The organism is Streptomyces sp. NPDC102402, assembly GCF_044765765.1.
Lineage (GTDB): Bacteria > Actinomycetota > Actinomycetes > Streptomycetales > Streptomycetaceae > Streptomyces.
The window spans coordinates 438056-458496 of sequence record NZ_JBIWKR010000003.1; the positions used below are offsets into that span (position 1 = coordinate 438056).

Annotated in this window: 13 protein-coding genes; 10 read left to right on the plus strand and 3 right to left on the minus strand. The window is 72.3% G+C overall.

Going from position 1 to position 20441, the window contains the following annotated elements:
- Positions 1-125 precede the first annotated feature (125 nt).
- The 4 genes from lepA to hemW all read left to right on the plus strand — a co-directional run bounded on the left by lepA (position 126) and on the right by hemW (position 7560).
- Positions 126-2000 carry a translation elongation factor 4 gene (gene lepA, locus ACIRJR_RS11410; RefSeq protein ID WP_403777401.1) on the plus strand — a complete coding sequence of 625 codons (1875 nt, stop codon included), beginning with the start codon at positions 126-128 and terminating at the stop codon, positions 1998-2000.
- A 286-nt stretch (positions 2001-2286) separates the two neighbouring features.
- A complete protein-coding gene (locus tag ACIRJR_RS11415; RefSeq protein ID WP_403777404.1) occupies positions 2287-4176 on the plus strand; it encodes an AMP-dependent synthetase/ligase in 1890 nt (629 codons plus the stop codon).
- Between the two features lie 178 nt (positions 4177-4354).
- Positions 4355-6316 carry a SpoIIE family protein phosphatase gene (locus ACIRJR_RS11420; protein WP_403777407.1) on the plus strand — a complete coding sequence of 654 codons (1962 nt, stop codon included), beginning with the start codon at positions 4355-4357 and terminating at the stop codon, positions 6314-6316.
- Between the two features lie 11 nt (positions 6317-6327).
- On the plus strand, positions 6328-7560 hold the full coding sequence (gene hemW, locus ACIRJR_RS11425) for a radical SAM family heme chaperone HemW (protein ID WP_403777410.1): 1233 nt from the start codon (positions 6328-6330) through the stop codon (positions 7558-7560).
- A gap of 134 nt (positions 7561-7694) precedes the next feature.
- Here the strand turns inward: hemW and ACIRJR_RS11430 are convergent, their stop codons facing one another.
- The 3 genes from ACIRJR_RS11430 to ACIRJR_RS11440 all read right to left on the minus strand — a co-directional run bounded on the left by ACIRJR_RS11430 (position 7695) and on the right by ACIRJR_RS11440 (position 12267).
- On the minus strand, positions 7695-10580 hold the full coding sequence (locus ACIRJR_RS11430; RefSeq protein WP_403777413.1) for an ABC transporter substrate-binding protein: 2886 nt from the start codon (positions 10578-10580) through the stop codon (positions 7695-7697).
- A 120-nt stretch (positions 10581-10700) separates the two neighbouring features.
- Positions 10701-11519: a DUF3097 domain-containing protein gene (locus ACIRJR_RS11435; RefSeq protein ID WP_403777416.1), complete on the minus strand. Its 819-nt coding sequence runs from the start codon at positions 11517-11519 to the stop codon at positions 10701-10703.
- 25 nt (positions 11520-11544) lie between these two features.
- Entirely contained in the window at positions 11545-12267 is a 723-nt protein-coding gene (locus ACIRJR_RS11440; RefSeq protein ID WP_403777419.1) for an MBL fold metallo-hydrolase, read from the minus strand.
- A 165-nt stretch (positions 12268-12432) separates the two neighbouring features.
- On the opposite strand from ACIRJR_RS11440, the gene hrcA reads away from it, so the two are divergent.
- The 6 genes from hrcA (at position 12433) to ACIRJR_RS11470 (ending at position 20437) form a co-directional block, all read left to right on the plus strand.
- Positions 12433-13449 carry a heat-inducible transcriptional repressor HrcA gene (gene hrcA, locus ACIRJR_RS11445; RefSeq protein WP_403777422.1) on the plus strand — a complete coding sequence of 339 codons (1017 nt, stop codon included), beginning with the start codon at positions 12433-12435 and terminating at the stop codon, positions 13447-13449.
- Positions 13450-14589 (plus strand): molecular chaperone DnaJ, encoded by a 1140-nt coding sequence (dnaJ, locus tag ACIRJR_RS11450; RefSeq protein ID WP_403777425.1) that lies wholly within the window; start codon positions 13450-13452, stop codon positions 14587-14589.
- A gap of 134 nt (positions 14590-14723) precedes the next feature.
- Entirely contained in the window at positions 14724-15797 is a 1074-nt protein-coding gene (locus ACIRJR_RS11455) for a nitronate monooxygenase (protein ID WP_403777428.1), read from the plus strand.
- Positions 15794-16540, plus strand: coding sequence for a 16S rRNA (uracil(1498)-N(3))-methyltransferase (locus ACIRJR_RS11460; protein WP_403777431.1), 747 nt, complete (start codon positions 15794-15796; stop codon positions 16538-16540). Before ACIRJR_RS11455 ends, ACIRJR_RS11460 begins: the two co-directional genes overlap by 4 nt.
- A 158-nt stretch (positions 16541-16698) precedes the next feature.
- Positions 16699-19941 carry a S41 family peptidase gene (locus tag ACIRJR_RS11465; protein WP_403777434.1) on the plus strand — a complete coding sequence of 1081 codons (3243 nt, stop codon included), beginning with the start codon at positions 16699-16701 and terminating at the stop codon, positions 19939-19941.
- Positions 19942-20077: 136 nt separating this feature from the next.
- Positions 20078-20437, plus strand: a complete 360-nt coding sequence (locus ACIRJR_RS11470) for a histidine triad nucleotide-binding protein (protein ID WP_403777437.1) — start codon at positions 20078-20080, stop codon at positions 20435-20437.
- Positions 20438-20441: the final 4 nt, after the last annotated feature.

Sequence of the window (20441 nt, forward strand, 5' to 3'; positions counted from 1 at the left end):
CCTCGGAGCGGCCCAAACCGGTCCCTGTCCCGCAGGCGTGGGACGATGGAGGCTACGTATCGATCCGTCCGACCCGACATCGACCCGAGACACGGCGTCCGGCGTCTCAAGAATCAGGACCCTGCGTGCCCGCGACTCCTACCAACGTGCCCGAGCCGAGCCGTACCGACCCGGCGCTGATCCGCAATTTCTGCATCATCGCGCACATCGACCACGGCAAGTCGACTCTTGCCGACCGGATGCTCCAGCTGACGGGAGTGGTCGACCAGCGGCAGATGCGCGCCCAGTATCTCGACCGGATGGACATCGAGCGCGAGCGCGGCATCACCATCAAGTCCCAGGCGGTCCGTCTGCCCTGGGCGCCCACCGTGGGTGAGGACAAGGGCGCGACCCACATCCTCAACATGATCGACACCCCCGGCCACGTGGACTTCACCTACGAGGTCTCCCGCTCCCTGGCGGCGTGCGAGGGCACCGTCCTGCTGGTCGACGCGGCCCAGGGCATCGAGGCGCAGACGCTGGCCAACCTCTACCTGGCGATGGAGAACGACCTCACCATCGTCCCGGTGCTCAACAAGATCGACCTGCCCGCCGCGCAGCCGGAGAAGTTCTCCGAGGAGCTGGCCAACCTCATCGGCTGCCAGCCCGAGGACGTGCTCAAGGTCTCCGCGAAGACCGGCGTCGGCGTGGACGCGCTGCTCGACCGGGTCGTCCGCGACGTTCCGGCCCCGGTCGGCCAGGCCGACGCCCCCGCCCGCGCGATGATCTTCGACTCCGTCTACGACGCCTACCGCGGTGTCGTCACCTACGTCAGGGTCGTGGACGGCCAGCTGAACAAGCGTGAGCGCATCCGGATGATGTCGACGGGCGCCACCCACGAGCTGCTGGAGATCGGTGTCTCCTCCCCGGAGATGACCCCGGCCGACGGTATCGGCGTGGGCGAGGTCGGCTACATCATCACCGGTGTGAAGGACGTCCGGCAGTCCAAGGTCGGTGACACCATCACCTCCCTGAACAAGGGTGCGACCGAGGCGCTGGGCGGCTACAAGGACCCCAAGCCGATGGTGTTCTCGGGGCTCTACCCCCTGGACGGATCCGACTACCCGGACCTGCGCGAGGCACTCGACAAGCTCCAGCTCAACGACGCCGCCCTGGTGTACGAGCCGGAGACCTCGGCCGCGCTCGGTTTCGGTTTCCGCGTGGGCTTCCTCGGCCTGCTGCACCTCGACGTCATCCGTGAGCGCCTGGAGCGGGAGTTCGGTCTGGAGCTCATCGCCACCGCCCCCAACGTGGTCTACCGGGTGGAGATGGAGGACGGCTCGGAGCACACGGTCACCAACCCGAGCGAGTTCCCCGAGGGCAAGATCGACAAGGTGCACGAGCCGGTCGTCAGGGCCACGGTCCTGGCCCCCAGCGAGTTCATCGGCGCGATCATGGAGCTCTGCCAGAACCGGCGCGGCACCCTGCTCGGCATGGACTACCTCTCCGAGGACCGGGTCGAGATCCGCTACACCCTGCCGCTCGCGGAGATCGTCTTCGACTTCTTCGACCAGCTGAAGTCCAAGACCCGCGGTTACGCCTCGCTCGACTACGAGCCCACGGGCGAGCAGTCCGCCCAGCTCGTCAAGGTCGACATCCTGCTGCACGGCGACAAGGTCGACGCGTTCTCCGCGGTGACGCACAAGGACAAGGCGTACGCGTACGGTGTCCGCCTCGTCGCCAAGCTGCAGAAGCTCATCCCCCGGCAGAACTTCGAGGTGCCGATCCAGGCGGCCATCGGCTCCCGGGTCATCGCCCGTGAGACCGTCCGCGCCATCCGCAAGGACGTCCTCGCCAAGTGCTACGGCGGTGACATCTCCCGTAAGCGGAAGCTGCTGGAGAAGCAGAAGGAAGGCAAGAAGCGGATGAAGATGGTCGGCAACGTGGAGGTGCCGCAGGACGCGTTCATCTCCGTGCTGTCGACCGACGAGTCGGCGGGCGAGGCCAAGGGCAAGAAGTAGCCGGCCCGGACCGGACACGGGCCCGCCCGGCCGTACGTTTTCGGGCGTACCCAGGAGTAGCCCAACTGGCCCCTGTGCCGCGGACATCCGCGGTGCGGGGGCCCGGTTCGTTATCAAGCGGCTGCCTGTTGCCTCTTACGTGACGGTCCCGCGCGCTCTACTCTGATCACCACCCGTTAGTTACTCGCCAGTTAAACAAGCAGGCCGGGCGGGAACGAGAAGCAGGACATACAAGCAGCAGCACCCATAAGCCGGTCGTAGCAATGCCGCAGGCCCGGAGGACGTCGTGAGCGACACACAGACCTTGATCGATAGCCGACCGCCCTCCGTGGCGACTCTCTTCATCGACCGCGTGGCGGCCACCCCGGACGGAGAGGCCTACCGCTTCCCCGTGCCGGCCGCCTCGGGGCAGGGCCCGGACGAATGGAAGTCGCTGACCTGGGCGCAGGCCGCCGAGCGGGTCAACGCCATCGCAGCCGGTCTGATCGGCCTGGGCGTCCGGCCGGAGGAGCGTGTCGCGCTCGCCTCCTCCACCCGCGTCGAGTGGATCCTCGCCGACCTCGGCGTGATGTGCGCGGGCGCCGCGACGACGACGGTCTACCCGTCGACGAACACCGAGGAGTCCGCCTTCATCCTGGCCGACTCCGACAGCCGCGTCCTGATCGCCGAGGACGCGGCACAGCTGGCGAAGGCCCGCGAGAGCCGGGCCTCGCTGCCGGACCTGGCCCATGTCGTCGTCATCGACCCGGCCGGCGCCGGGCCGGCGGAGGGTGACCCCGAGGGGTGGGTCCTCACGCTCGCCGACCTCGAGGCCCGGGGCGCCGAATACCTGGCGAAGAACCCGGACGCGATCACCGAGCGGGTCTCCGCCATCACCGCGGACCAGCTGGCGACCCTGATCTACACGTCGGGTACCACCGGCCGCCCCAAGGGCGTGCGGCTGCCGCACGACAACTGGTCGTACATGGCCAAGGCGACCGTCTCCACCGGGATGATCAACTCCGACGACATCCAGTACCTCTGGCTGCCGCTCGCCCACGTCTTCGGCAAGGTCCTCACGTCGGGCCAGATCGAGGTCGGTCACGTCACCGCGGTCGACGGCCGCGTCGACAAGATCATCGAGAACCTCCCGGTGGTGCGGCCGACGTACATGGCGGCCGTCCCCCGCATCTTCGAGAAGGTCTACAACGGGGTCGCGGCCAAGGCGCGGGCCGGTGGCGGGGCCAAGTACAAGATCTTCCAGTGGGCGGCGGACGTCGCCCGCGAGTACGCGAAGGTGTCGCAGGACAACTTCCGCCGCACCGGCAAGGCCTCCGTCCCCTTCGCCCTCGGAGCCAAGCACAAGGTCGCCGACGCCCTCGTCTTCGCCAAGATCCGGGAGGCCTTCGGCGGCCAGCTCCGCGCCTGCATCTCCGGCTCCGCCGCGCTCGCCCCCGACATCGGCCTCTTCTTCGCCGGCGCGGGCATCCACATCCTGGAGGGCTACGGACTCACCGAGTCCAGTGCCGCCTCCTTCGTCAACCCGGGCGAGGCCTACCGCACCGGCACCGTCGGCAAGCCGCTCCCCGGCACCGAGGTCCGCATCGCGGACGACGGCGAGATCCTGCTGCGCGGTCCGGGTCTGATGGAGGGCTACCACCGGCTTCCCGAGAAGACCGCCGAGGTCCTGGAGTCCGACGGCTGGTTCCACACCGGCGACATCGGCGAACTCTCCCAGGACGGCTACCTGCGGATCACCGACCGCAAGAAGGACCTGATCAAGACGTCGGGCGGCAAGTACATCGCCCCGGCGGAGGTCGAGGGCCAGTTCAAGGCCGTGTGCCCGTTCGTCTCCAACATCCTGGTGCACGGCGCGGACCGTAACTTCTGCACCGCCCTCATCGCGCTCGACGAGCCGACCATCCTCGGCTGGGCGCAGGAGAACGGCCTGGGGGGCAAGCCGTACGCCGACGTGGTCGCCTCCCCGCAGACCGTGGAGCTCATCGAGGGCTATGTGAAGCGGCTCAACGAGGGTCTCCAGCGCTGGCAGACCATCAAGAAGTTCCGGCTGCTCCCGCGCGACCTGGACATCGAGCACGGCGAGCTGACCCCCAGCCTCAAGCTGAAGCGGCCGGTCGTCGAGCGTGAGTACAAGGGTCTGATCGACGACATGTACGCGGGCTCCCGCGAGGCGTAGACGCCGAGGAGCACGCCCGAACGGGCCGGGGCCGGTGGACGCGGGAGCGTCCACCGGCCCCGGCCCGTTCCCGGTCCGCCCGGGCGACTTCCGTCACTCGACGCTTATGCGTACGCCCGGTCTGTCACTCTGTCGGGATACGTCAGCGGTGTAACGCGAGACCGTCAGGAGCCGCACCGTGGGGCCCATTCCCTTGCAGCGGGACATCGTCCAGCGTCCCGGCATCGTCATCGCAGGTCAGGGCGAGGGTGCCCGTCCGGTCGCCCGCACGAGCCTGCCCGGAATCCCGCAGGCCTCGGCCGCCGCCCGCCGGTTCGTCAGGGCGGCGCTCGGCGACTGGACGGGTTCCGGCCTGCCCACCGTCGGCGAGTTCGGCGAACGGCTGACCGACGACGCGCTGACCGTTGCCAGCGAACTGGTCACCAACGCGGTCGTGCACGCCGGTACGACGGTCGAGCTGCTCCTGCGGCTGGAGGACTCGGCAGGACCCGAACCGGCCGCGCTCGTGCTGGAGATCACCGACCACCACCCCGCCAGATCGGTGCGCGACGGCCGTGCCGAGCGGCCGGACCCGGCCGAGTACGGCCGGGGGCTGCAGCTCGTCGCCACGCTCGCCGAATCCTGGGGCATCACCTACCGCACCGGACTCAAGACCGTCTGGGCCCGTCTCCCCGGCGACGACCGCTACGGGATACCCGACGCCCCGTCGGACGACGGCGCCACCCGCGGGCACGCTCCCCGAGCCGCCGGCCCCCTCGCCCCCGCCTCCGGGCACGCCGCCCGCGACGACGCGGGCTGGGCCGGTCGCGGCGGCCTCTCGTTCCTGGCCGAGGCGTCCGGCCTGCTGGCGGGCCAGCTCGACGAGGACCTGGTGGCGTCGACAGCGGGCCCGCTCCTGGTGCCCCGCCTCGCCGACTGGTGCGCGATATGGCTGGAGAGCGAGGGCGGCGGCCCGGCTGCGGCGCCCCGGCTCGCGGGGGTCTGGCACAGCGACGAGGCGCGGACCGCGCTGTTGCGTCCCGCCCTGGAGAAGGATCCACTCCGCTTACCCGGAAGCGTCGGTACCGGCCCGGTGCCCATGCCCTGGCCCGGAAGCGCCACGGCGGAGCGCGGGGACGGGACGGGCGCCGCGCTCGCCCACCGCATCATCTCGGGCGGGCGGACGCTGGGCGCGGTTCTCGTGGGCCGTGAGGGCACCGACCACATCCCCGACGAGGTCGCGGTGCTCCTCGCGGACTTCGTACGCCGGGTGGGCCTCGCGGTGGGGGCGGCCCGCGCCTACACCCGCCAGGCCACGATCAGCCGCATCCTCCAGCGCGGGCTGCTGCCCAGCAAGGTCGCCGAGATACCAGGGGTCACCAGCGCGCTGGTGTACGAGCCCGGCGACGACGGCGTGGTCGGCGGTGACTTCTACGACCTCTTCCCGTGCCCCGGAGGCCGCTGGTGCTTCGTGCTCGGGGACGTCCAGGGCAGCGGCCCCGAAGCCGCCGTCGTCACGGGCCTCGCCCGCCCCTGGCTGCGCCTGCTGTCCCGGGAGGGCTTCCGCGTCGGCGAGGTCCTCGACCGCCTGAACCGGCTCCTCCTGGACGACGCCATGGAAGCGGCCGAGGCCGCAGCGCTCATGGTCGCGGCGGCGGGCGGCCAGCAGATCCAGGACGGGCAGCAGATCCAGGACGGCTCCCAGTCCCGCTTCCTGTCCCTGCTGTACGGCGACCTCGTGCCGCTCCCGGACGGCCGCGTGCGCTGCACCGTGGCGAGCGCGGGTCACCCGCTCCCGCTCCTGCTCCGCCCCGACGGCTCCGTACGCCCGGCCGCGGAACCGCAGGTGCTGCTCGGCGTGGTCGAGGACGTCGCGTACGGGAGCCAGACCTTCGATCTGGCACCCGGCGACAGCCTGCTCTGCGTCACCGACGGGGTGACGGAGCGGCGCTCGGGGCGGCTCATGTTCGACGACGGCGACGGCCTCGCACGGGTCCTCGCCGACTGCGCGGGGCTTCCGGCCGCCGGGATAGCCGGCCGGATCAAGCAGGCCGTCCACACCTTCGCCGAGCGCCCGCCCGACGACGACCTGGCCCTGCTCGTGATCCAGGTCGACGAGGACCGCCACACGGATGTACGGGGCAGCTCCGCCGGCGAGTGACAATGGACGGTATGCCTTCCGTACTGCCCGATGGTGAGCCCGTGCCCGACGACGGGGCGCTGCCCCGCCACGCCCTGGAAGGCGCCGCCGGCCGGCCGCTCGGCTTCTACCTGCACGTGCCCTACTGCGCCACCCGCTGCGGCTACTGCGACTTCAACACCTACACCGCGACCGAGCTGCGCGGATCCGGCGGCGCCCTCGCGTCCCGGGACAACTACGCGGCCCACCTGGTCGAGGAGGTGCGCCAGGCCCGCAAGGTGCTCGGCGACGACCCCCGCCCGGTCCGCACCGTCTTCGTCGGCGGCGGCACGCCGACGCTGCTGCCCGCCGCCGACCTCGTCCGGATGCTCGCGGCGATCCGGGAGGAGTTCGGTCTCGCCGAGGACGCCGAGATCACCACGGAGGCCAATCCGGAATCCGTCGACCCGGCGTACCTGGCGGCGCTGCGGGAGGGAGGCTTCAACCGTGTCTCCTTCGGCATGCAGAGCGCCCGGCAGCACGTCCTGAAGGTCCTGGACCGCACCCACACCCCCGGCAGGCCCGAGGCCTGTGTCGCCGAGGCCCGCGAGGCGGGCTTCGAGCACGTCAACCTCGACCTGATCTACGGCACCCCCGGCGAGTCCGACGACGACTGGCGGGCGTCCCTGGACGCGGCGATCGGCGCAGGGCCCGACCACGTGTCGGCCTACGCGCTGATCGTCGAGGAGGGCACCCAGCTGGCCCGCCGCATTCGCCGCGGCGAGGTCCCCATGACGGACGACGACGTCCACGCGGACCGCTATCTGATCGCCGACGAGGCGATGGCCGCCGCCGGTTTCTCCTGGTACGAGGTCTCGAACTGGTCCCGCACGCCGGAAGGCCGCTGCCTGCACAACGAGCTGTACTGGCGCGGGGCCGACTGGTGGGGTGCCGGACCCGGGGCGCACAGCCACGTCGGCGGGGTGCGCTGGTGGAACGTCAAGCACCCCGGCGCCTACGCGCAGGCCCTGGCCGAGGGCCGTTCGCCCGGAGCCGGCCGTGAGGTGCTCGGCGACGAGGACCGGCGGGTCGAGCGCATCCTGCTGGAGCTGCGCCTCGTCGAGGGCTGCCCGCTCTCCCTGCTCGCCCCCGCGGGGCTCGCGGCGGCCGGGCGCGCGGTGGAGGACGGTCTGCTGGAGCCCGGGCCGTACGGCGAGGGCCGCGCGGTCCTCACCCTGCGCGGGCGCCTCCTGGCCGACGCCGTGGTGCGGGACCTGGTGGACTGAGCCGGACGGCCGGCCCGGGGCGAGGAGCCCTGCGGCATCGCGCGGGCGGCCGGGGCGAGGAGCCCTGCGGCACCGCGCGGGCGGCCGGGGCGAGGAGCCCTACGGCACCGCGCGGGCGGCCGGGGCGAGGAGCCCTACGGCACCGTGCAGTCGGCCCGGGTGAGCGGCTTCGGGTCACCCGCCGCACGGCCGCACACGACACGGCTCCGCGCGTCCGGACCCGGCCGTGTGACTTCCACGACGTTCACGCCGTGCACCTTCTGGTCGGCGTACGGAATCGTCCCCCGGAAGGTGACGGTCCCGGTCGGCATGTCGTGCAGGGCCACCGAGTAGAGGGTCGCCCAGGTCTCCGCCGCGCTCTGCGGGCTGTCGCCGCGGGTCGCGGCGGCGTAGAGGGCCGCCGTCGCCTGGTAGGACATGACGGTCTGCCCGCTGGCGAAGAGCCTGTCCTCGTACGGGTGCTCCTCCGGCAGTGCGGGCAGCCGCCGCCCCTCGGGCAGCAGTGCTTCCAGGGTCTTGCGGGAGTCCTCGTAGAACGCCCGGCCGCCTCCCCGGTTCATGGGTGCGAGCGCACCGTAGTAGAGGGTGACCTTGTCCGCGAGCTTCGTCGAGTCGTCGAAGCGTGCCTTGGCCAGATCGTCCCCGGTGAAGACCGTGATGGCCTTGTCCGAGCAGCCGGCGGTCTGCCCGAGGCCCGACATCAGCGTGTTCACGTCCTCGACCCGGCCGGCGAAGTACAGGGCGTCGGGCACGCGTGCCGCTCCGCAGATCGCGTGCAGGGGCGTGTCCAGATTGGCGGATCCGCCGTCCTTCGACAGGGAGTACCGGGTGTCAGCGACCACGGTGAAGCCGGTCTGCTTCAGCATCTCCAGACCGACCCTGCGCTGTTCGGTGGTGTAGCGGTCCTTGTCCTCGTTGGCCACCTTCCTGGACAGGACGACCGCCTGCGGGTCCTCCAGCCCGTCCGCGAGACGCCCGGCGATCAGTCCGACCGCGTCCGCCTGCTCCTCGTCGGTCGCGGCGAGACCGAAGTAGTTCGGGTACTCGCGGGCCAGATCGCTGCCGGAGTTCGTGGTGTTGACCAGGGGCAGCCCGGCGCGCTGGAGGATCCCGGTGGCCGCAGCGCTCTCCGTGGTGTTGCGGCCCAGACCCACCACACCGACGACGGAGGGGTCCCGCCGGGCCACCTCGGCGATCTTCCTGACCGCCGCCGTCTGCCGAAGCATGTCCTGGCCGCCGTTGGCCGTCAGCACCCGGAGCTTGACGGAACGATTCGCCGTGTCGTTGACGAACCGCTGGTGGAGATAGACACCGGTCAGCTCCTCCAGGCCCTTGCGGGTGTCCTCCCTGTTCGCGGCCGTGCCGGTGAGCGGGCCCGCGTAGACGACGGTGACATGCGGTTCGTCCGCGCCGATGCCGGCGTTCTGCTCCCGTACCGCCTGCTCGATCCGCTCGAAGGTGACGCCCTCGCCCACCCCGCTCAGCCGCAGGGTGTTGCCTTCGGCGAACCGCACCTGGGAGGCCGTCGCCACCCCTATGCACTCCGTGGCGCCGCCGGGGCCCGCCAGCCGGACCGCGTCCGTGCTGCGACCGGCGAGCGGGCCGTAGCAGTACGTCTCCTTCCAGTGCTCGCTCCACAGGAAGGTCCCCAGCAGGGCGCAGACCAGCACCAGGGCCGTCGTCTTCCCCGACATCACCCACCAGGCCCAGGTCCGGCGGACGCGGTGCGTGACGAGCTGGGCGTGTGCGTGCTCGTGGGTCAGCTGCCCGGTGGACAGGGGGAGCCGCAGCACCCAGGCCTGGGTCACGGCCGCCGCCGGCGCTTGGCCGACGCTCAGGTCGTCGACCCAGCTCTCGTACCGTGCGCGGGCACCCGACCTGACGCCGGCGTTCGGCGGCGTCACCGGGGGCAGCGGCGGCGTGTGCCGCATGATCCGGTCGGCGGGCAGCGAGGCGAGCAGCAGCAGAGGGTCCACCTCGCTGCGCCGTGAACGCACGTTGTTGACGGCGTTGATCAGCGGGATCCCGCCGTTGTCCTGCGTGGCCGTGGGCAGGAACACCACAGGCGGCACGGTGCGCTTGCTGCGCCGCCAGTCCAGGGCGTGCGGCCGGTAGCAGTCCAGCAGGTCCTCCAGCAGCGCCTGGACCCGCAGTTCGAGATGGAACTGGCGCGCGTGCTCGTCACCCGCCCCGGCGTCGGCCACCCGCTCGGCGACGGCGGCCGCCCGCGCCCGGATCACCCGCCACGAACCGCTCGGGGAGAAGCGCGACCAGCCGTCCGAGGGGTACGCCGTGCTCGACGCGGCCAGCGACGACGTGGTCGCCAGCCACCTGCTGGCCCCGCGCAGCCACAGCAGCGGGGGCGCCGCCGTGGTCAGCAGCCGTACGACCGCCAGACCGAACAGGGCCGCGGCGGCGACCACCGCGGTGAGGAGCCAGCCGATCTCACCCAGCAGCACGCTGAGCACGGCGATGAAGACGGCCCCCAGGAACGTCTCCGGCCGGACCGAGGCGCGCAGCGAGTCCCACCAGGTGGTGCGCCCGGGCCGGCTCGCCCGCCAGCGCAGGCTGCCCAGCTGTTCGAGGATCCGTTCGTCGCGATCACGGGAGGAGCCCCGGTCGGGCTGGGCGACGACCGCGTCCGTGGCCTGCTCGATGGCGGCCAGGAGGCGGGAGCGGGGAAAGGCGAAGGGTTTGTACTGCGAGGTGCCCCGGGTCTCCCAGGGCCGCTCGGTGAGCGTGCGGACCATGGAGAGCGCCGCGTCGTACGGGGTGCCCCCGCCGCCGTCGAGCAGCTTCACCGGGACCCGGCGCAGCTGGTTCGCCCGGTGGACCTGGTGGACGATCTGCTCGACGCGGCTGTCGATCTCCGGGCCGGCGGACGCGTCCTCCGCCTGCGTCACGACCAGGGGCATCACCGGCCGGTTGACCCGGTACTGGTCGATCAGCTCCTGCATGAGGTGGAAGACGGCGGAGGCCGCCTCGTTCTCCGCACTGTCCCGCCACACTTCGCGCGTCATCAGGCCCCCGTGCCTTCCCGCCGCCCCACCCTGCAGTCACCCCTCAATAACGGATGGTGCGCAGGCGGCGCAGGAGTTCACGGGGATCGGTACCGGATCCTCCTCAACCGTTCCGGTACATCAGGAAGGAAGAGTGACGAAGTCGATCAATTCCTCGACACGTCCCAGGAGCTGTGGCTCCAGGTCCCTGTACGAGCCGACCTTGGAAAGGATGTGCTGCCAGGCCGCACCCGTGTTCTCCGGCCAGCCCAGGGAGCGGCAGACACCCGTCTTCCAGTCCTGGCCGCGCGGTACCGACGGCCAGCCGGGGATGCCCACGGACGACGGCTTCACGGCTTCCCAGACGTCGATGTACGGGTGTCCCACCACCAGTACGTGCGCGTCGGTGACCTGGGCGGCGATCCGGGACTCCTTGGAGCCGGGCACCAGATGGTCGACCAGCACACCCAGCCGGGCGTCCGGACCGGGCGAGAACTCCCGGACGATCGCCGGGAGGTCGTCGATCCCCTCCAGGTACTCCACCACCACCCCCTCGACGCGCAGGTCGTCGCCCCAGACCCGCTCGACGAGCTCGGCGTCGTGCCGCCCCTCCACATAGATCCGGCCCGCCCGGGCCACCCGTGCCCGCGCCCCGGGGACCGCCACCGAACCGGACGCCGTACGCGCGGGACGCACGGGACCGCCGGCCGACGGGCGCACGAGGGTGACCACCCTGCCCTCCAGCAGGAAACCGCGCGGCTCCATGGGGAACACCCGGTGCTTGCCGAAGCGGTCCTCCAGCGTGACCGTCGGCCCCTGGGCCGTCTTCTCGCACCGGATCACCGCCCCGCAGAAGCCGGTGACGGCCTCCTCGACGACCAGGTCGGGCTCGGCGGGGACCTCGGGGGCGGGGGCGGACTTCTTCCACGGCGGAGTCAGATCCGGCTGGTAGCTGCGCATGGCACGACGATAAACGGGCCCCCTTTCACGACACGCCGAAGCGGGAAGCCAGCTGATCACGCTGGGCCCGTACGAACGCCGCGTCCACCACCGCCCCGTGCCCCGGCACGTACAGCGCTTCCTCGCCGCCCAGCTCCAGCAGCCGGTCCAGCGCCGCCGGCCAGTGCGAGGGGACGGCGTCCCGGCCCGCCTGCGGCTCGCCGGACTGTTCGACCAGGTCGCCGCAGAGCACCACGACGGGGGACCCCGGGACCAGCACCGCGAGGTCGTGGCCGCTGTGTCCGGGGCCCACGTTGGCCAGCAGCACCTGGAGCCCGCCGCCGAGGTCGAGCGTCCACTCCCCGCTCACCTGGTGCCGCGGTGCCACCAGGGTGTCCGTGGCCGCCGACGCGTCCGCCTCGCTCATCCCGTGCCGCAGGGCGTCCGCGCGCAGCTCCTCGGCGCTCCGCTCCAGCAGGTCCGCCGTGCCGACCGCGCCGTACACCTGCGCCCCGGAGAACGCCGCGGTGCCCAGCACATGGTCGAAGTGCGGATGACTCAGTGCGATATGCGTCACCCTCCGGCCGAGCAGCCCCTCCGCCTGGGCGCGCAGTTCGGCGCCCTCCCGGAGGGACGAACCGGTGTCGTAGAGCAGCACCCCGTCCGCCCCGGCCACGAGCGCGGCGGTCGCGTCCCAGACGGGGAGGCGCCTCCGTCCCGTACCGTTGCCCAACCGCTCCCAGCCGAACTCTTCCCAACAGACGTCCATACGGCGACGCTATCGGCAACGACCTGCGCGGTCCTGCGACGGCGTGGCCGGTCGCCCTTGCCCCGGGCCCACCCCGCCCCCGTACACTGACCGGGGGGATTGCTGGCACTCGAACGTACAGAGTGCCAGGCAGAAGCCGAAGAACCACAGCTGGAGGTGTGCGCGGTGCTCAGCGAACGCAGACTCGAAGTGCTGCGCGCCATCGTCCAGGACTATGTCGGGACCGAGGAGCCCGTCGGCTCCAAGGCGCTCACGGAGCGGCACAGCCTGGGGGTGTCCCCGGCGACCGTGCGCAACGACATGGCGGTGCTGGAGGACGAGGGCTTCATCGCCCAGCCGCACACGAGTGCGGGGCGCATCCCGACGGACAAGGGCTACCGCCTCTTCGTCGACAAACTCGCGGGGGTCAAGCCCCTGTCGTCGCCGGAGCGCCGGGCCATTCAGAATTTCCTCGACGGCGCGGTCGACCTCGACGACGTCGTGGGCCGCACGGTCCGGCTGCTGGCGCAGCTGACCAGGCAGGTCGCCGTCGTGCAGTACCCCTCGCTGACCCGGTCGACCGTCCGGCACGTGGAGCTGCTGTCGCTGGCCCCGGCCCGGCTGATGCTCGTGCTGATCACGGACACGGGCCGGGTCGAACAGCGTATGATCGACTGCCCCGCACCGTTCGGTGACATGTCGCTGGCGGATCTGCGGGCCCGGCTCAACAGCCGGGTCGTGGGACGGCGCTTCGCGGACGTCCCGCAGCTGGTGCAGGACCTGCCGGAGTCCTTCGAGGCCGAGGACAGGGGAACCGTTTCGACGGTGCTCTCCGTTCTTCTCGAGACACTGGTCGAAGAGACGGAGGAGCGGCTGATCATCGGCGGCACCTCCAACCTCACCCGTTTCGGGCACGACTTCCCTGTGATGATCCGGCCGGTGCTGGAGGCGTTGGAGGAGCAGGTCGTGCTGTTGAAGCTGCTGGGTGAGGCAACGGATTCGGGCATGACCGTACGGATCGGGCACGAGAACGCCCACGAGGGCCTCAACTCCACGTCCGTCGTCGCGGTCGGCTACGGTTCGGGCGACGAGGCAGTCGCCAAACTCGGCGTGGTCGGACCGACCCGCATGGACTACCCCGGAACGATGGGAGCGGTACGCGCAGTGGCACGTTACGTCGGACAGATCCTGGCGGAGTCGTAAGTGGCCACGGACTACTACGCCGTACTCGGCGTGCGCCGCGACGCATCTCAGGACGAGATCAAGAAGGCATTCCGTCGGCTCGCTCGCGAGCTGCACCCGGATGTCAACCCGGATCCGAAGACCCAGGAGCGGTTCAAGGAGATCAACGCCGCTTACGAGGTGCTCTCGGACCCGCAGAAGAAGCAGGTCTACGACCTCGGTGGTGACCCGCTGTCCGCCTCGGGCGGTGGCGGCGGCGCGGGAGGCTTCGGCGCCGGCGGCTTCGGCAACTTCAGCGACATCATGGACGCGTTCTTCGGGACCGCGTCGCAGCGCGGACCCCGTTCGCGCACCCGGCGCGGCCAGGACGCGATGATCCGGCTGGAGATCGACCTCTCCGAGGCGGCCTTCGGCACGACCAAGGACATCCAGGTCGACACCGCGGTCGTCTGCACGACCTGCAGTGGCGAGGGCGCCGCACCCGGCACCTCCGCGCAGACCTGTGACATGTGCCGCGGCCGCGGCGAGGTCTCCCAGGTCACCCGGTCGTTCCTCGGCCAGGTCATGACCTCGCGGCCCTGCCCGCAGTGCCAGGGCTTCGGCACGGTCGTGCCGACCCCGTGCCCCGAGTGCGCCGGCGACGGCCGTATCCGCTCGCGGCGCACCCTCACCGTGAAGATCCCCGCGGGTGTCGACAACGGCACCCGCATCCAGCTCGCGGGCGAGGGCGAGGTAGGGCCCGGTGGCGGCCCCGCCGGCGACCTCTACGTCGAGATCCACGAGCTCCCGCACGCCGTGTTCCAGCGGCGCGGCGACGATCTCCACTGCACGGTCACCATCCCCATGACGGCCGCCGCGCTGGGCACCCAGGTGCCGCTGGAGACGCTCGACGGTCTGGAGGAGATCGACATCAGGCCGGGCACCCAGTCCGGGCAGTCGGTCCCGTTGCACGGGCGCGGCATCACGCACCTGCGCGGCGGCGGACGCGGCGACCTGATCGTGCACGTCGAGGTCATGACCCCGACGAAGATGGACCCGGAGCAGGAGCGGCTCCTGAGGGAGCTGGCCCAGCTGCGCGGCGAGGAGCGGCCCACGGGCCAGTTCCAGCCGGGCCAGCAGGGGCTGTTCTCCCGCCTGAAGGACGCCTTCAACGGCCGCTGAACCCGGCCGCTGAACCAGGCCACCGCACCGCCCGCCGGTCCCGTACCGGCGGGCGGTGCCGTGCGTCCGGCGGGTCCCGGGCCGTGCGAAAGGGCGGATTCGGCACGATCCGCCGGACGTGGCACGATGCGGTCATGTCCTTGGCGCTGACCGGTCTCTGCCGCTATCCGATCGTGCAGGCCCCGATGGCGGGCGGCGCGTCACGTCCGGAGCTGGTCGTGGCCGTGGGCGAGGCCGGGGGAATCGGCTTCCTCGCCGCCGGGTACAAGACGGCGGACGGCATGTACAACGAGGTGAAGCAGGTCCGGCGGGCGACCGGGCGGCCCTTCGGCGTCAACCTCTTCATGCCGCAGCCGCTGGTCGCCGACCCCAGCGCCGTCGAGGTCTACCGCCACCAGCTCGCCGGCGAGGCCACCTGGTACGAGACCGCGCTCGGCGACCCGGACTCCGGCGGGGACGACGGCTACGAGGCCAAGGTCGCGATCCTGCTGGAGGACCCCGTGCCCGTGGTCTCCTTCACCTTCGGCTGCCCCACCCGCGAGGTCCTCGACGCGTTCGCGGCGGCCGGCACGCTCACCGTCGTCACGGTCACCTCGCCCCAGGAAGCGCGGAACGCGCAGTGGGCGGGGGCCGGCGCGCTCTGTGTCCAGGGCACGGAGGCGGGCGGCCACCAGTCCACGCACCGCGACGACCCGCAGGCCGGTCTGTCCGGCACCGGGCTGCTCTGTCTGCTCGCCGAGGTCCGCGCGTCCGTGGACCTCCCGGTGATCGCGGCAGGCGGACTGATGCTCGGCTCCCAGATCACGGCGGTCCTGGCCGCGGGCGCCGATGCGGCTCAGCTCGGTACGGCGTTCCTGCCCTGTCCGGAATCGGGTGCCCACCCCCTGCACAAGCAGGCCCTGACCAACCCGCTGTTCGTGACCACGACCCTGACCCGGGCGTTCTCCGGCCGCCCCGCGCGCGGACTGGTCAACCGGTTCGTGCGGGAGCACGGCCCGTACGCCCCGGCCGCCTATCCGCAGGTGCACCAGCTGACCAGCGGGCTGCGCACCGCGGCCGCCAAGGCCGGGGACGCCCAGGGCATGGCCCTGTGGGCGGGCCAAGGCCACCGGATGGCACGCGAGATGCCCGCCGGGGAACTCGTCGGCCTGCTCGCCGCCGAGATGGAAGCCGCGCGTGCGGCAGTGAGTGTGAGGAGTGCCCAGTGACGGCACCGGTCTTCGTCGTCGAACAGCTGCCCGGAGGGCCGGAGTTCGTCCTGGAGGGACCCGAGGGACGGCACGCCGTCTCGGTGAGGCGGCTGACCCCCGGTGAGGACGTCGTCCTCACCGACGGGCGGGGCCACTGGGCGGAAGGCGTCGTGCGGGCCGCCGAGGGCAAGGACCGGCTCGTGGTCACCGGACTGGAGCAGGTGCACGAGGAGCCCGCTCCCGCCCCCTCCATCACCGTCGTCCAGGCGCTGCCCAAGGGCGACCGGGGTGAGCTCGCCGTGGAGACGATGACCGAGACGGGCGTCGACGCGATCGTGCCCTGGCAGGCCTCGCGCTGCATCACGCAGTGGAAGGGCGACCGGGGGCTCAAGTCCCTGACGAAGTGGCGCAACACGGCTCGCGAGGCCGGGAAGCAGTCGCGCCGGGTGCGGTTCCCCGAGGTGGCGGAGGCCATGTCGACCAAGCAGGTGGCCGCGCTGCTGGCCACCGCGGACCTGGCCGTCGTCCTGCACGAGGACCGCGATCACGACAGCGAGCCCCTTGCCACCGTCGCCCTGCCCGAGACGGGCGTGATCGTGCTCGTCGTCGGCCCCGAGGGCGGAGTCTCGCAGGACGAGCTGGCCGCGTTCGCGTCCGCCGGGGCCCGGACCTGCCGTCTCGGGCCGACCGTCCTGCGTACCTCCACGGCGGGCACGGCCGCGACGGCCCTGCTGCTGGGGCGCACGGGCCGCTGGTCGTAGCGCCGGTCCGGGGGCGGCCGCCGGGGCGTGGGGCGGCGGGAGCCCATGACGACGGCGGCCGGTACCGCCGGTGACCGGTACCGCCGGTGTGGAGGCGGGCGCGCGGACTCCGGCCAACTCCGGTCCCCGGGAAGGGCCCGCGGCCTAGGGTGATTCATGTGAATCAGCCTTCCTACCTCCGGTATCCCCATGTCCAGGGCGACCTGATCGCCTTCACCGCCGAGGACGATGTCTGGCTCGCGCCGCTCGACGGCGGCCGAGCCTGGCGCGTGAGCGCCGACAACCGCCCTGTGACCCAGCCGCGGATATCGCCCGACGGCAGCCTCGTCGCCTGGACCTCCACCCGGGACGGGGCACCCGAGGTGCACGTCGCGCCCGCCGACGGCGGCCCCGCCAGGCGGCTGACCCACTGGGGCGACGCGCGCACGTCCGTACGCGGCTGGACCCCCGACGGCGACGTGCTGGTCATCAGCACCCAGGGGCAGGTGTCGCTGCGGCGTAGCTGGGCCCGGGCCGTCCCGGTCGACGGCAGCCCCGCCCGGACCCTCCCGTACGGGCCGGTCGGCTCCCTCGCGTACGGTCCCGGCGGGCGGGTCCTGCTGCTCTCGGCCACCATGGGACGCGAGGCCGCCGCCTGGAAGCGCTACCGGGGAGGGACGGCCGGCAAGCTCTGGATCGCCGCCGCGGACCGGCCCGAGGACGGTGGCCCGGAGGAGTTCACCCGCATCCACGCCGACCTCGACGGCAACATCGAATGCCCCATGTGGGTCGGTGAGCGCGTCGCCTTCCTCAGCGACCACGAGGGAGTCGGTGCGCTCTACTCCTCCCTGCCCGACGGCACCGACCTGCGCCGCCACAGCGGCATCGACGGCTTCTACGCCCGGCACGCCACCACCGACGGCACCCGGATCGCCTTCGCCGCCGCCGGCGAACTCCGGCTCCTGGACAGCCTGGAGAGCGACGAGGCCCGACGCCTGGACATCCGGCTCGGCGGCCAGCGCGCCGACCTGCAGCCGCACGTCGTGCACGCCGGCAGCCACCTGCACAGCGTGTCCCCGGACCGCACCGGCCGGGGCAGCGCGGTCGGGTCCCGCGGCGCTGTCCACTGGGTCACCCACCGCGAGGGCCCGGCCCGCGCGCTGGCCGCCGAACCCGGCGTGCGGGCCAGGCTCCCGCGCACCTTCCAGGCCGACGGCGACCCGCACGTCGTCTGGGTGACCGACGCCGAGGGCGACGACGCCCTGGAGTGCGCGCCCGCCGCCGGTGCGGCGCCCGGCGCCGCACCGCGACGCCTCGCGGCAGGCCGGATCGGCCGGGTCCTGGACCTGGCCCCCGCACCGGACGGCAGCCGCTTCGCCGTGGCCGCCCACGACGGGCGGGTGCTGATCGTCGAGCGGGAGAGCGGCGAGGTCCATGAGGTGGACCGCAGCGGCAACGGCGACGCCTCCGGACTCGTCTTCTCACCCGACTCCTCCTGGCTCGCCTGGTCGCACCCCGGTCCCGAGTCGCTCAGCCAGCTCAGGCTCGCCCACCTCGCGGACCTGTCGGTCACCGAGGTCACCCCGCTGCGGTTCCGGGACTTCGCCCCGGCCTTCACCGCGGACGGGAAGCACCTGGCCTTCCTCTCCGAGCGCACCTTCGACCCGGTCTACGACGCGCACGTCTTCGACATGGCGTTCGCCGGATCCTGCCGGCCGCACCTGCTGACGCTCTGCGCCACCACACCCTCCCCGTTCGGGCCGTGGCTCCACGGCCGCCCGCCCGAGAAGGAGAAGAGCGGCGAGGGCGAGGACAACCCCACCGCGCTCCCCGTCACCCGCATCGACCTCGAAGGTCTCGCCGACCGAATCGTGCCGCTGCCCGTCGAGGCCGCCGGCTACTCCTCGCTCCAGGCGGCCAAGGACGGGCTGCTGTGGCTGCGTCACCCGGCCACCGGAGTGCTCGGCACCAGTGCGGCCACGCCCGGCGCCCGCGGACCCGAACCCGTCCTGGAGCGGTACGACCTGGAGAAGCTGCACCGCGAGGAACTCGCCTCCGACGTCGACTGGTTCGCCGTCAGCGGCGACGGCAGGAGGCTGGTCCTGCACAGCGGGGGCACGCTGAGGGTGGTTCCCTCCGACAGCCGGGTGTCCGGGGGACCCGACGACGGTGGAGACAACCACGTCACCGTCGACCTCTCCCGCGTCCGCCGCACCCTCGACCCGGCCGCCGAGTGGCGACAGATGTACGACGAGGCCGGTCGCGTCATGCGGGACAACTTCTGGCGCCCCGACATGGGAGGCGTCGACTGGGACGGGGTCCTGGAACGCTACCGGCCGGTCCTGGACCGGATCTCGACCCATGACGACCTCATCGACCTGCTCTGGGAGGTGCAGGGCGAACTCGGTACCTCCCACGCCTACGTCATGCCGTCCGGCGGCTGGGGCGACGACCGGGCCCGGCAGGGGCTGCTCGGCGCCGACCTCTCCCGCGCCGACGACGGAAGCTGGCGCATCGACCGGATCCTGCCCTCGGAGACCTCGGACCCCGCCGCCCGCGCCCCGCTCGCCGCGCCCGGCGTCGCCGTGCGGGCCGGGGACGCGATCCTGGCGGTCGACGGCCACCCCGTCGACACCCTCACCGGCCCCGCACCGCTGCTCACCGGTGCGGCCGGCAAGCCCGTCGAACTGACCGTCTCCCCGGTCGACGGCGGCTCCCGCCGCCATGTCGTGGTCGTCCCGGTCGCCGACGAGGAGCCGCTGCGCTACCACGCGTGGGTCGCCGGCCGGCGCGCGTACGTGCACGAGCGGTCGGGCGGCCGCCTCGGCTACCTCCACGTCCCCGACATGGTCGGCTCGGGGTGGGCGCAGATCCACCGCGACCTGCGCACCGAGGTCGCCCGCGAGGGACTGGTGGTGGACGTACGGGAGAACCGCGGCGGGCACACCTCGCAGCTGGTGGTCGAGAAGCTGGCCCGCCGCATCGTCGGCTGGGACCTTCCGCGCGGCATGCAGCCCGCCAGCTACCCGGGCGACGCGCCGCGCGGACCGGTCGTGGCCGTGGCGAACGAGTTCTCCGGCTCGGACGGCGACATCGTGAACGCGGCGATCAAGGCGCTCGGTATCGGCCCGGTGGTCGGCACGCGCACCTGGGGCGGTGTCGTGGGCATCGACAGCCGCTACCGCCTGGTCGACGGCACGCTGGTCACCCAGCCCAAGTACGCCTTCTGGCTGGAGGGGTACGGCTGGGGCGTCGAGAACCACGGTGTCGACCCGGACGTGGAGGTCGTGACGACCCCTCAGGACTACGCGGCGGGGCGGGATCCGCAGCTGGACGAGGCGATCCGGATCGCGCTGGAGTCGCTGGGGCGGACCCCGGCGAAGACGCCCCCGCGGCTGCCGTCGGAGGACGCCGCGGAGTAGCCCGACGGGGCGGCGGCGCGGGAAACCTGCCGCACCGCCGCCCCCTGGTCGCCCGAGGGGCCCGAGTTGGCCGTCTCGCCTCGCCCGCGGCCCGCTAGGCTGCCCTGTGACCGATCACCACGACACAGGAGCACCCATGGCGGGAGAGCCGCAGACCGACTGCCTGTTCTGCAAGATCGTCACGGGCGACATCCCGGCGACCATCGTCCGCGAGAGCGAGACGACCGTCGCCTTCCGCGACATAAACCCCCAGGCCCCGACGCACGTCCTGGTCATCCCCAAGGCGCACTACCCGGACGCCGCCTCGCTCGCCGCAGCCGAACCGGGGACCGCCGCCGACGTGCTGCGCGAGGCCGGTCAGGTCGCCGCCGACGAGAAGATCACCGAGAGCGGCTACCGCATCGTCCTCAACACGGGTGCGGGCGCCGGACAGACCGTCTTCCACGCGCACGCCCACGTCCTGGGCGGGCGCGGGATGCAGTGGCCCCCCGGCTAGGCAG